Source organism: Streptococcus infantis (assembly GCF_047465525.1).
Lineage (GTDB): Bacteria > Bacillota > Bacilli > Lactobacillales > Streptococcaceae > Streptococcus > Streptococcus infantis_R.
In genome coordinates this window covers 1-12340 of sequence record NZ_JASGZS010000015.1, presented here as the reverse complement: position 1 = coordinate 12340, position 12340 = coordinate 1, and the positions used below count along the sequence as shown (strand labels likewise).

The following is a 12340-nucleotide window of genomic DNA, read 5'->3' as shown; positions in this document are numbered from 1 at the left end:
GCGAGTCCCTTTTATTTGCGTTTTTTCTTAGCTTTTTTCATTTTATTAGCCATGCGTTTCATGGATTGCTTCATAGCAAATTCCCCGATTTTTCCCTTGAGACCTCCACCAAACATTTGGCTCATATCTGGCATTCCTGCTCCGCCAAGAGCTGATAAGTCAGGCATACCACCTTGTCCCATCATACCTTCAAGGGCTGACATATCCATACCACCAGGCATATTTTTAGGAAGGTTGTTAGGGTTGATGCCCATTTGTTTCATCATCTTGTTCATGTCACCAGACATGACACCTTGCATGAGTTGTTTAGCTTGGTTGAAGTCCTTGATGAACTTGTTGACTTCGATAAAGGTATTACCAGAACCAGCAGCGATACGACGACGGCGACTTGGAGTAAGCAAGTCTGGGTTTTCACGTTCTTCAGGAGTCATAGAAGAGACGATGGCACGTTTGCGAGCAATTTGTTTTTCATCCACCTTCATATTTTGAAGGGCAGGATTGTTGGCCATACCTGGAATCATCTTGAGCAAATCTTCCATTGGTCCCATATTTTGCACCTGATCCAACTGATCGATGAAATCGTTGAAATCAAAGGTGTTTTCTCGCATCTTTTCAGCCATTTCAATGGCTTTTTGCTCATCGTATTCTTGGGAAGCTTTCTCAATCAGAGTCAGCATATCCCCCATACCGAGAATACGGCTAGCCATACGGTCTGGGTGGAAGGTTTCAATGTCTGTAATTTTTTCACCAGTACCAGTGAACTTGATTGGTTTTCCAGTGATGTGACGAACAGAAAGGGCCGCACCACCACGAGTATCACCATCAATCTTTGTAAGGATGACACCAGTCACTTCTAACTGAGCGTTAAATTCACGCGCAACGTTTGCAGCTTCCTGACCAATCATGGCATCGATGACCAAGAGAATCTCATTTGGTTGAGCGAGGGCTTTAACGTCACGAAGCTCATTCATGAGAAGCTCGTCAATTTGCAAACGACCAGCCGTATCAATCAAGACATAGTCGTTATGGTTGGCTTTGGCTTGCTCCAAACCTTGGCGAACAATCTCAACTGCAGGAACTTCAGTACCAAGAGCAAATACAGGAACATCAATTTGTTGTCCAAGTGTTTTCAACTGGTCAATAGCAGCAGGACGATAGATATCGGCCGCAATCATCAAAGGACGAGCATCCTCTTCCCTTTTAAGTTTGTTAGCAAGTTTACCTGCAAAAGTTGTTTTACCAGCCCCCTGCAAACCGACCATCATGATAATGGTTGGGATTTTTGGTGCCTTGACAATCTCAGCTGTGTCTGAACCAAGAACTTCCGTCAATTCTTCATTGACAATCTTGATGATTTGTTGGGCTGGATTGAGGGTATCAATGACTTCATGCCCAATCGCACGTTCGCGAACTTTTTTGATAAAGTCCTTGACTACAGGAAGAGCAACGTCGGCTTCTAAAAGAGCCAGACGAATTTCCTTGGTTGCTTCTTGGATATCACTCTCGGTAATTTTTCCTTTTTTACGTAGGTTTTTAAAAACGTTCTGCAAACGTTCTGTTAAATTTTCAAATGCCATATTTTTCTCCTATTTTTTCAATTCAGTGGAAATCGGTCGAAATGTTGCAAACACTCTAGTTCTTCGGGTGTGACTTCTTTCATGATTTCATTTGGATATCCCCAACAGCTAAAACCTATTTGCATAGCTTTGGAGATATCATTGGGCGAGATAATCTGTAGTCGACTAGGAAATGGTTCCTCTGCAGCTAATAATTTACAGGGTATTCCTTTATAAACGACAAGATTTTCCATGATTACTCCCTATTATCAATACTGGTCAAAATCTCAATTTGCTCTTGCAGAAAAGTATCCTCTGGATAACGCTCCAAAATCTGATCAAAAATCTGACTGCGAACAATGTAGTCAGAGTACATATGGAGCTTCATTTCATAGTCTTCCAGAATCTTTTCTGTACGTTTGATATTGTCATAAACAGCCTGGCGACTAACGCCGAACTCTTCAGCGATTTCAGCTAAACTATAGTCATCAGCATAGTAGAGTTCGATATAGTTCATCTGCTTATCAGTCAAAAGAGCTGCATAAAATTCAAACAGAGCATTCATTCGATTGGTTTTTTCAATTTCCATAAGATTTATTATACCAAAAAAATGCCTAATCCGCTAGCTGTGGGCTGATTTTAGCTAGAAGTTAGAAAATAAGCTTTTCACTGTTCTTTTCTGACTATGAAGGCTTTTTTTGATATAATGGATAGGATTATAATGATTTAGAAAGAGGTAGTCATGAAAGAATTAGAATCAGTGTTACAAGACCGTTTTGAGCTTGTTTTTACAGATAAAAGCTTACTTGAAACAGCTTTTACCCATACCAGTTATGCCAATGAGCACCGCCTCTTAAAAATTTCACACAACGAACGCTTGGAATTTTTAGGAGACGCTGTTCTGCAATTATTGATTTCAGAATATTTGTTTAAAAAATACCCTAAAAAACCAGAAGGGGACCTGTCAAAACTCCGTGCTATGATTGTCCGTGAGGAGAGTTTGGCTGGTTTTGCCCGTGATTGTCAGTTTGACCAGTTTATCAAGCTTGGTAAGGGGGAGGAAAAGTCTGGTGGCCGTAATCGAGACACGATCTTGGGCGACGCCTTTGAAGCCTTTTTGGGTGCTCTGCTTTTAGACAAGGATATTAAGACTGTAAAAACCTTTATCTACCAAGTCATGATTCCTAAGGTTGAAGCTGGCGATTTTGAGATGATCAAGGATTATAAGACCCATCTGCAAGAATTGCTCCAAGTTAATGGAGATGTTGATATTCGTTATCAGGTGATTTCAGAGATTGGGCCAGCCCATGATAAGATGTTTGAGGTTGAAGTCCTTGTTGAGGGGCGAAGTCTAGGTTCAGGTAAAGGACGCTCTAAAAAATTGGCCGAGCAGGAAGCCGCTAAAAATGCAGTTGAGAAAGGGCTGGATTCATGTATTTAAAGGAAATTGAGATCCAAGGGTTTAAGTCCTTTGCTGACAAGACCAAGGTTGTTTTTGACCAAGGGGTGACGGCGGTTGTAGGACCAAATGGCTCTGGGAAATCAAATATCACTGAAAGTCTCCGTTGGGCACTTGGTGAATCTAGTGTCAAGAGTCTGCGTGGTGGGAAGATGCCTGATGTCATCTTTGCAGGAACAGAAAGTCGGAAGCCTCTAAACTACGCTTCTGTTATTGTTACTTTGGATAATCAAGATGGCTTTATCAAGGATGCAGGCCAGGAAATCAAAGTTGAACGTCATATCTATCGAAGTGGAGATAGTGAGTACAAGATAGACGGGAAAAAAGTTCGTCTCCGTGATATTCATGATCTTTTCTTAGATACTGGTCTCGGACGTGATTCTTTTTCCATCATTTCCCAAGGGAAGGTCGAAGAAATCTTCAATTCTAAACCTGAGGAACGTCGCGCTATTTTTGAAGAAGCTGCCGGAGTTTTGAAGTATAAAACCCGTCGAAAAGAAACTGAAAGCAAGCTCCAACAAACTCAGGACAACTTGGATCGTTTGGAAGATATCATTTATGAGTTAGATAATCAAATCAAGCCTTTGGAGAAGCAAGCAGCTACAGCTCGTAAATTTATGGAGTTGGACGGTCAGCGTAAAGCGATCTACTTGGACGTTTTGGTTGCACAAATTCAGTCCAATAAGGCTGAATTGGATGTGACAGAAGAAGAATTAAACCAAGTCCAAGAACTTTTAACCGGTTATTATCAAAAACGTCAAGACTTAGAAGAAGAAAATCAAACTCTCAAAAAGAAACGTCAAGACTTGCAGGCTGAGATGGCAAACGACCGGTCAAGCTTGATGGATTTGACTAGTTTAATCAGTGAATTAGAGCGTAAGTTGGCCTTGTCTAAACTTGAAACGGAGCAAGTTGCTCTCAATCAACAAGAAGCTCAAGCACGTTTGGCTAGTTTAGATGAAAAGAGAAAGGCTCTCATTCAAGAGAAGGAAGAAAAAGAAGCCAATCTCAGTCAGTTAGAAGAAAATTTAGCGGTCAATACGAAGGAACTCAATCGTTTAGAAGCAGAATTATTAGCTTTTTCTGATGATCCAGACCAAATGATTGAGCAATTGCGTGAACGCTTCGTTGCCTTTCTGCAAGAAGAAGCTGATGTGTCTAACCAGCTGACACGGATTGAGAATGACCTTGAAAATAGTCGCCAACAAACTCAAAAGCAAGAAGAACAATTAGAATCCTTGAAGGAACAATTGGCTTCTGCCAAGTCCAAGGCTAGTGAGCAAGAAGCTGCCCTTAAATCAGCTAAAGAAAAAGTACAGAACTTACTCGCTGACTATCAAACCAGTGCCAAAGAAGAAGAAGCACAAAAGCAGGCTTATCAAAGCCAGCAAAATCAACTCTTTGACCGTTTGGATAGTCTGAAAAACAAGCAGGCCAAGGCACAAAGTTTGGAAAATATTCTTAAAAACCATAGCAATTTTTATGCGGGTGTCAAGAGTGTTCTCCAAGAAAAAAATCGCTTAGGTGGTATTATTGGAGCTGTTAGTGAACATTTAACCTTTGATGTTCATTATCAGACAGCCCTTGAGATTGCTCTCGGTGCAAGTAGCCAACACATCATCGTTGAAGATGAACAGGCAGCGACTAAGGCTATCGATTTCCTAAAAAGAAACCGAGCTGGTCGTGCGACTTTCCTACCTTTGACAACCATTAAGGCACGTAGTATTTCAGGTCAAAACCAAGATGTGATTGCCTCAAGTCCTGGTTTTCTTGGCATGGCAGATGAACTGGTTACTTTTGATGCCAAACATGAAGCCATTTTTAAAAACTTGCTAGCTACCACAGCTATTTTTGATACAGTTGAACATGCGCGTGATGCAGCTCGTAAGGTACGCTATCAAGTTCGGATGGTAACACTAGATGGTACAGAATTGCGAACAGGTGGTTCTTATGCTGGTGGTGCCAATCGTCAAAATAACAGTATTTTCATCAAGCCTGAATTGGAGCAATTGCAAAAAGAAATTGCTCAAGAAGAAAAGCTTCTTCGTCAAGAGGAGGAAAATCTGAAATCAGTTCAAGAAAACTTAGCTAACCTCACTCAAACTTTGGAGACCATTAAGTCCCAAGGAGAGCAGGCTCGTATTCAGGAACAAGGCTTGTACCTAGCTTATCAACAAACTAGCCAGCAAGTCGAAGAACTCGAAACACTCTTAAAACTTCAGGAGCAAGAATTAACTAATCTCAGAGGTGGAGATTGGCAAGCTGAAAAAGAAAAATGCCAAGAACGTCTCGCAGTTATTGCAACCGAAAAGCAAAAGCTTGAATCTGAGATTGAAGAAATCAAGTCCAATAAAAATGCTATTCAGGAACGCTATCAAAACTTACAGGAAAAACTTTCTCAAGAGCGTCTTCGTAAAACAGAAATGTTAGGTCAAAAGCGTTATGAAGTTGCAGATATTGAACGGATCAATAAAGAACTTGAGAACCTCAATATTGAACAAGAAGAGATTGAACGTATTTTGCAAGAAAAGGTAGACAATCTTGAAAAAGTTGATACAGAACTTTTGGCTAAGCAGGAATCAGAAGCTAAGAGTCACAAGGAAGAAATTCAACAAGGATTGATTCGTAAGCAGTTTGAACTAGATGATATTGAGGGTCAATTGGATGATATTGCCAGTCATTTAGAACAAGCTCGTCAGCAAAATGAAGAATGGATTCGTAAGCAAACACGAGCAGAAGCGACTAAAGAGAAGATTACAGACCGCCTTCGCTATCTTCAAGGTCAACTGACTGAAGAATACCAGATTAGTTATACAGAAGCATTAGAACAAGCGAATCAGTTGGAAGATTTAGCAATCGCTGAACAAAAGGTTAAGGATTTGGAAAAATCCATTCGTTCACTTGGTCCTGTTAACTTGGATGCCATTGAACAGTTTGACGAAGTACACGAACGCTTGGAGTTCTTGAATAGTCAGCGTGACGATATTCTTTCTGCTAAAAATCTTCTTCTTGAGACCATTACAGAGATGAATGATGAAGTGAAGGAACGCTTTAAATCAACCTTTGAAGCTATTCGTGAGTCCTTTAAGGTGACCTTTACGCAGATGTTTGGCGGTGGTCAAGCAGACCTAATCCTGACAGAAGGAGATTTATTGACAGCAGGTGTCGAAATCTCTGTTCAACCACCAGGTAAAAAAATCCAATCTCTCAATCTCATGAGTGGTGGAGAGAAGGCCTTGTCAGCTCTAGCTCTTCTTTTCTCAATCATCCGTGTTAAGACCATTCCATTTGTAATCCTAGATGAGGTAGAAGCTGCACTTGACGAGGCAAACGTTAAACGCTTTGGGGATTATCTCAACCGATTTGACAAGGATAGCCAGTTTATCGTTGTTACCCACCGTAAGGGAACCATGGCAGCAGCAGACTCTATCTATGGGGTGACCATGCAGGAATCTGGTGTTTCTAAGATTGTTTCGGTTAAACTAAAAGATTTAGAGAATATGGATGCTTAGTTAGTGCTCGTTACAAATTTTTAAGCTAAGCATTTAAATAACCTTCAAGAAGTCGGAAGGGTTACAAAATAATTTGAGGAGCTTATATGGATTTCGATCTATTCCTAATGATCTGTAATTATATTGGGACTATAGCCTTTGCTGCTTCAGGAGCCATCAAAGGATTTGGTAAACGTTTAGATATTTTTGGAATCAGTTTATTGGCAATTGTAACTGCAGTAGGCGGAGGAATCCTAAGAGATTCTATTATCAGTCGCTTTCCTGCTTCTCTAGCAGATCCTAGCCCCATTTATGTCTCTATCCTGGTAGCGGTTATCATGTATGTCTTTGTGACTTCAAAACAGGCCAATGCTAGTCATGATAAAAAGTTCTATAAGTGGTTAAGAGAAGCCTATCTCATCTTTGACTCCATTGGGTTGATTATCTTCTCCTTGATTGGAGCGACAGCCTTAGTGGATAGTAAGCTAAATTTGATGTCTGCAGGGATTTTGGCTTGTCTAACAGGAGCCGGTGGAGGTATTATCCGAGATCTCCTTATAAATGAAGTTCCAAGTGTTCTAAAAGAAGACATCTATGCCCTTCTATCTTTCGTAATCGGAGTTATTTATTACTGGTTGGCCTTTGTCCTTCACTTTCCAAGAATTACTGCCTTTATCATTCTCTCTATTGTTGGTTTTGTGATTCGACTTTGTATCATTAAATTCAGACTCTCTTTGCCAAATATGGATAAGAGAACCTTGAATTGATGAATAAGCGAGAGTTATTTTATTAGCGTCTAATCTCATGTGGATTAGGCGTTACTTTTTTGCAAATACGGGAAATTAATGATGTAAAGATAAATTTTTGCTATTATATTTGTAATTTCGAATAAGGTAGGAATAGCAATGAGTAATTTGAAACATTCAGTTGATTTTATTAAAGAAATAGAGAAATTAAAGTCAGTGACAAGATTTAATAGAACTTTTGATGGCAGATTTGAAAATAGTGCCGAACATTCCTGGCAGGGTGCCATAGCTGCAATGGTTCTTCAAGATTATTATCCTGAAAAATTGAATATGGAGAAGGTCATTTCTATGTTATTGATTCATGATTTAGGTGAGATTTATGCCGGAGATACTTGGGTTTTTGATGATGAAAAAAAGCTTCATTCTCATGATAGAGAACGAGCATCTATTGAAAAAACAATGAGCCTCCTTCCAGAAGAGAAATATTTGAATATGAAAAATTTGTGGTTGGAATTTGAAAAAGGCCAGAGTGCTGAGGCAAGATATGCAAGAGTGATCGACGCCTTGGTACCGCTGATAAATTACTTGGAAGTGTCAGAATTCAATTATAATCCTGATAATATCAGTGCAGACATGGTATTAGAAAAGAAAAAGTTCATAAAAAGTGAATCAGAAGAATTATGGAAACTGACAGAAGAGTTAATTCAGGAAAGTGTGGAGAAGGGCTTATATTTTTAATAACAATTAACCCAATAGAAGATAGAATTTTAACCGGAGGATGGAAATATATATGATTAAACTTGTCACAACTGAAATCGGAATAAGGAAATTGAAACAATAAAATACAAAGAAAGCCTTGGAATAATCTGTTTCCAAGGCTTTTTAGCTATCTATAGATAGAAGGAAAAAGTTGTTAGAGTAGATGATTTTTATTAGATATCCTTATTTTGTATAACGTTAAATTATATGTTATTAAAGACAGATTGTGTTGAGTATTGAATTATACAAAAATTACTAATGGATTGAGATTTTTGCATTTGATTATACTGTAGAGGATATTAGTCAAATAAAATTGTTTTGTTTTCACTAATGCATTTCTTATTATCATCCCAATAGTTAATACTTTCAAAGCTTCCTTTTCTTAAATAAAGCGGTAGCCTTTTTCTTATTTCATCTTGCATTGGTATTTTACCAATATCTTTTAGATTCCACCATTTTGGCTCACCTTCAGCAGATGTGCTTAGTTCACCAGTAAACTGAGTACATAAAAAGTCATAGAAGACAAATCTCTCATTACCAATTGAATTAGTAAAACCTGAAATTCCTTTTAACTCAAGATTTAATGCAGTGAGTCCAGTCTCTTCCTTAAGTTCCCGTAATGCAGCTTCAAAAAAACTTTCAGGGAATTCAACTTTTCCCCCCGGTGGAATCCAGCCAGGAAAATTATCGTGCTGTCTATTAAGTAATAAAATTTCTTGATTTTTCAAAACGCAAATATTAACCCAGTTTTTGATTTTTTCAGTCATATTATCAACCTCCAACAAGTATTTTTTCATATGCAAGATTATATGTCAAGAACTATATGCTATTTATGATTGTGACAAATGTATCTCAGTCAAAGATTGATAATTTTTACGCAATAGCTGATTAACTCTCAGAATAGACTTCAATCAAGAACTTTGGAAGAAAAGTGTTGAGAGGTTGGATATAAAAGAAGGCAAGCAAATCAGCCTGGCCTTCAAAATGGCATATGGATTGATTTATAGAAGCTAAGGGAGTGTCAATTCAGCACGTCTTTTTTTACTTTTTCTATGGTATAATAGAAGGTAGATTTATTAATTGGAGTATGAAGAATTTATGATTAAATTAGTAGCAACGGATATGGACGGTACTTTTTTGGATGGTGCCGGTCAATTTGATATGGAGCGTCTGAAAAAGTTGCTCCATTCTTATCAAGAAAAAGGAATCTATTTTGCTGTAGCATCAGGTCGTGGGCTTTTGTCACTTGAAAAGCATTTTGCGGATGTTAAAGATGAGATTATTTTCATTGCTGAAAATGGGAGTCTCGTTCGTTTCCATGGAGAGGACCTCTATGAAGCAACCATGCCTCGAGATTTTTACCTATCAACATTTGAAAAACTAAAGACTTCACCTTATTTTGATGAGAAAAAGATGCTCTTGACTGGTAAAGAGGCTTGCTATGTCTTAGATACAGTAGATGAAACCTATCTTATGTTTAGTCATCATTACAATGAAAATATCAAAAAAGTAGCCAGCCTAGAAGATATTACCGATGAGATTTTCAAATTCACAACTAACTTCACTGAAGAGACAGTAGAAGCTGGAGAATCTTGGGTCAATGAACATGTTCCTGGGGTCAAGGCTATGACGACAGGCTTTGAATCCATTGACATCGTTTTAGACCATGTTGACAAGGGAGTCGCTATTGTCGAATTGGCTAAGAAATTAAATCTGGATATGGATCAAGTGATGGCTTTTGGTGATAATCTTAATGACCTGCACATGATGCAAGTTGTAGGGCACCCGGTAGCACCTGAAAATGCTCGTCCAGAGATTTTAGAACTAGCTGAAACAGTTATCGGACATCACAAAGACCAATCAGTTATTGCTTATATGGAGGGATTGTAATGGCGGATATTAAATTAATTGCCCTAGACTTAGATGGGACTTTGCTGACAACAGACAAGAAATTGACTGAACGTACCAAGTCGACGTTGAAGGCTGCGCGTGATCAGGGAGTCAAAGTGGTACTGACAACTGGACGTCCCCTCAAGGCCATGGATTTCTTCCTCAAAGAGCTTGGAACAGACGGTCATGATGATGAATATACCATTACCTTTAATGGAGGATTGGTTCAGAGAAATACAGGTGAGATTCTCGATAAAACAGTCTTTTCAATCGATGATGTGACACGCATTTATGAAGAAACTGAAAAACTAGGCATTCCTTTAGATGCTATTTCAGAAGGCACCGTTTACCAAATCCAATCAGATCAAGAGAGTCTGTATGCTAAATTTAATCCTGCTCTGACTTTCGTTCCAATTGACTTTGAAGATTTGTCTAGTCAAATGACTTATAATAAATGTGTGACAGCCTTTGCCCAAGAACCACTGGATGCAGCAATTGCTAACATTTCATCAGACTTGTTTAACAACTACGAAATTTTTAAATCTCGCGACATGCTTTTGGAATGGTCGCCAAAGAACGTTCATAAGGCTACGGGATTAGCTAAATTGATTGACCACCTAGGAATTGACCAAAGTCAGGTGATGGCATGTGGAGATGAGGCCAATGACCTTTCTATGATAGAATGGGCAGGTCTTGGTGTAGCCATGCAAAATGCTGTTCCTGAAGTTAAAGCAGTTGCAAATGTAGTCACCCCTATGACCAATGACGAGGAAGCTGTTGCCTGGGCCATTGAAAAATATGTACTAAAGGAGAACTAAAGTATGGGATTATTTGACCGTTTATTTGGTAGAAAAGAAGAACCAAAAATCGAAGAAGTCGTTAAAGAAGCTTTGGAAAACTTGGATCTGACAGAACCTGGCGACGAAGTTACAGAATCTGTAAGCAAGGAAGCTGAAGAGGAAAATACTGAAGAAATCGACCAAAGTTCAGAATTTGAGGAAACTTATTCTAAAGAAGCTAGTGAGTCGGAAGAACCAGTAGCAGAAACTACTACAGAAACAGTTGAACCAATAGCAACTCCTCAGGAAGAAATTCAACTTGAAGAAGAAACTGAATGTCATTGTTGTCAGGAAGAGTCAGAGTCAACAGAAATTGAAGAAACTAAAGAAAGCGCTCAAGAGGTAGCAGAGTTTGTTGCAGAAAAATCTGAGTCACCAGTCGAAGAAGTACCTTCAAGTGATAGTGGCGAGGAAGAATCTGATCAAGTTCAACCAGACGAAATGGAAGCAGACACTTCTCAAGAAGTGGAAGAAGATCTAGTAAGCGAAGAAATTCCTCAAGTCCAAGAGACTGTACAGGAAAAATATGACCGTAGTCTCAAGAAAACTCGTACGGGATTTGGTGCTCGTTTGAATGCTTTCTTTGCTAACTTCCGCTCTGTTGATGAAGAATTCTTCGAAGAACTAGAAGAACTCTTAATCATGAGTGACGTTGGTGTACGGGTAGCGTCAAACTTAACAGAAGAGCTACGTTACGAAGCCAAGCTTGAAAATGCCAAGAAACCTGATGCCCTTCGTCGTGTTATCATTGAAAAATTGGTAGAGCTCTACGAAAAAGATGGACAATACAATGAAAGCATTAACTTCCAAGATGGTTTGACTGTCATGCTCTTTGTAGGTGTGAATGGTGTAGGGAAAACAACTTCAATCGGTAAATTGGCACACCGTTACAAACAAGCTGGCAAGAAAGTCATGCTGGTTGCTGCGGATACCTTCCGTGCTGGTGCGGTAGCTCAGTTAGCAGAATGGGGCCGTCGTGTAGATGTTCCTGTGGTTACTGGACCTGAAAAAGCAGATCCAGCCAGTGTTGTTTTTGATGGGATGGAACGAGCAGTAGCAGAAGGTGTTGACATTCTCATGATTGATACAGCTGGCCGTTTACAAAACAAGGAAAACTTGATGGCAGAGTTGGAAAAAATTGGTCGTATCATTAAACGTGTCGTGCCAGAAGCTCCTCATGAAACCTTCCTAGCTCTCGATGCCTCAACAGGTCAAAATGCTCTTGTTCAGGCCAAGGAGTTTTCAAAAATTACGCCTGTTACAGGAATTGTCTTAACCAAGATTGATGGAACTGCCCGAGGTGGTGTCGTTCTTGCTATCCGTGAAGAACTCAATATCCCTGTTAAGTTGATTGGATTTGGTGAAAAGATTGATGATATCGGTGAGTTCAACTCTGAGAACTTTATGAAGGGCCTTCTAGAAGGTTTGATATAAAAGAAAATCCTGCAAGAATTCTTGCAGGATTGTTTTTGATTATGTGACTTTCAGTCCGTCTCGCTCCGTTAGGTGCGAGACAAAAAAACCACCCGCTATGCGGGTGCGCATCGAAGGTTATACCAAAAAACTCCAAACGCGATACAATTAAGGTGTTCAAGCCAAT

The 12340-nt window shown here is 39.3% G+C and carries 11 protein-coding genes; 7 read left to right on the top strand and 4 right to left on the bottom strand.

Features of this window, described 5'->3' with window-relative positions; translation table 11 throughout:
• Window positions 1–11: 11 nt before the first annotated feature.
• The 3 genes from ffh to QM374_RS06675 are packed head-to-tail and all read right to left on the bottom strand — an operon-like array spanning window position 12 to window position 2145.
• Window positions 12–1577 (bottom strand): signal recognition particle protein, encoded by a 1566-nt coding sequence (gene ffh / locus QM374_RS06685; RefSeq protein WP_414311242.1) that lies wholly within the window; start codon window positions 1575–1577, stop codon window positions 12–14.
• Between the two features lie 17 nt (window positions 1578–1594).
• On the bottom strand, window positions 1595–1810 hold the full coding sequence (locus QM374_RS06680) for a 2-oxoglutarate:acceptor oxidoreductase (RefSeq protein WP_414311241.1): 216 nt from the start codon (window positions 1808–1810) through the stop codon (window positions 1595–1597).
• Window positions 1811–1812: 2 nt separating this feature from the next.
• The gene (locus QM374_RS06675; protein ID WP_000402065.1) at window positions 1813–2145 is read right to left on the bottom strand and encodes a putative DNA-binding protein; all 333 of its coding nucleotides are present in this window, start codon (window positions 2143–2145) and stop codon (window positions 1813–1815) included.
• Between the two features lie 153 nt (window positions 2146–2298).
• Between QM374_RS06675 and rnc the strand changes: the two genes are divergently transcribed.
• The 4 genes from rnc (at window position 2299) to QM374_RS06655 (ending at window position 7990) form a co-directional block, all read left to right on the top strand.
• Entirely contained in the window at window positions 2299–2997 is a 699-nt protein-coding gene (gene rnc, locus QM374_RS06670; protein ID WP_248034114.1) for a ribonuclease III, read from the top strand.
• A complete protein-coding gene (smc, locus tag QM374_RS06665) occupies window positions 2988–6527 on the top strand; it encodes a chromosome segregation protein SMC (protein WP_414311240.1) in 3540 nt (1179 codons plus the stop codon). The genes rnc and smc overlap by 10 nt, the downstream gene beginning before the upstream one ends.
• A gap of 86 nt (window positions 6528–6613) precedes the next feature.
• Window positions 6614–7273 carry a trimeric intracellular cation channel family protein gene (locus QM374_RS06660; protein WP_414311239.1) on the top strand — a complete coding sequence of 220 codons (660 nt, stop codon included), beginning with the start codon at window positions 6614–6616 and terminating at the stop codon, window positions 7271–7273.
• A gap of 138 nt (window positions 7274–7411) precedes the next feature.
• Window positions 7412–7990 carry an HD domain-containing protein gene (locus tag QM374_RS06655; protein WP_414311238.1) on the top strand — a complete coding sequence of 193 codons (579 nt, stop codon included), beginning with the start codon at window positions 7412–7414 and terminating at the stop codon, window positions 7988–7990.
• 320 nt (window positions 7991–8310) lie between these two features.
• On the opposite strand, the gene QM374_RS06650 is transcribed toward QM374_RS06655, so the two are convergent.
• Window positions 8311–8778, bottom strand: a complete 468-nt coding sequence (locus QM374_RS06650) for an 8-oxo-dGTP diphosphatase (RefSeq protein WP_414311237.1) — start codon at window positions 8776–8778, stop codon at window positions 8311–8313.
• 331 nt (window positions 8779–9109) lie between these two features.
• On the opposite strand from QM374_RS06650, the gene QM374_RS06645 reads away from it, so the two are divergent.
• From QM374_RS06645 to ftsY, 3 genes are read left to right on the top strand one after another with little or no spacing between them, the layout of a single operon-like run.
• Window positions 9110–9901, top strand: a complete 792-nt coding sequence (locus QM374_RS06645) for a Cof-type HAD-IIB family hydrolase (protein WP_075231679.1) — start codon at window positions 9110–9112, stop codon at window positions 9899–9901.
• Window positions 9901–10719, top strand: coding sequence for a Cof-type HAD-IIB family hydrolase (locus QM374_RS06640; protein ID WP_414273701.1), 819 nt, complete (start codon window positions 9901–9903; stop codon window positions 10717–10719). The genes QM374_RS06645 and QM374_RS06640 overlap by 1 nt, the downstream gene beginning before the upstream one ends.
• Window positions 10720–10722: 3 nt before the next feature.
• Window positions 10723–12174 (top strand): signal recognition particle-docking protein FtsY, encoded by a 1452-nt coding sequence (ftsY, locus tag QM374_RS06635; protein ID WP_414311236.1) that lies wholly within the window; start codon window positions 10723–10725, stop codon window positions 12172–12174.
• Window positions 12175–12340: the final 166 nt, after the last annotated feature.

Excerpts from the sequence above, each read along its gene's own strand:
- ffh (WP_414311242.1), bottom strand. The coding sequence starts at position 1,577 with ATGGCATTTGAAAATTTAACAGAACGTTTGCAGAACGTTTTTAAAAAC.
- QM374_RS06680 (WP_414311241.1), bottom strand. The coding sequence starts at position 1,810 with ATGGAAAATCTTGTCGTTTATAAAGGAATACCCTGTAAATTATTAGCT.
- QM374_RS06675 (WP_000402065.1), bottom strand. The coding sequence starts at position 2,145 with ATGGAAATTGAAAAAACCAATCGAATGAATGCTCTGTTTGAATTTTAT.
- rnc (WP_248034114.1), top strand. The coding sequence starts at position 2,299 with ATGAAAGAATTAGAATCAGTGTTACAAGACCGTTTTGAGCTTGTTTTT.
- smc (WP_414311240.1), top strand. The coding sequence starts at position 2,988 with ATGTATTTAAAGGAAATTGAGATCCAAGGGTTTAAGTCCTTTGCTGAC.
- QM374_RS06660 (WP_414311239.1), top strand. The coding sequence starts at position 6,614 with ATGGATTTCGATCTATTCCTAATGATCTGTAATTATATTGGGACTATA.
- QM374_RS06655 (WP_414311238.1), top strand. The coding sequence starts at position 7,412 with ATGAGTAATTTGAAACATTCAGTTGATTTTATTAAAGAAATAGAGAAA.
- QM374_RS06650 (WP_414311237.1), bottom strand. The coding sequence starts at position 8,778 with ATGACTGAAAAAATCAAAAACTGGGTTAATATTTGCGTTTTGAAAAAT.
- QM374_RS06645 (WP_075231679.1), top strand. The coding sequence starts at position 9,110 with ATGATTAAATTAGTAGCAACGGATATGGACGGTACTTTTTTGGATGGT.
- QM374_RS06640 (WP_414273701.1), top strand. The coding sequence starts at position 9,901 with ATGGCGGATATTAAATTAATTGCCCTAGACTTAGATGGGACTTTGCTG.
- ftsY (WP_414311236.1), top strand. The coding sequence starts at position 10,723 with ATGGGATTATTTGACCGTTTATTTGGTAGAAAAGAAGAACCAAAAATC.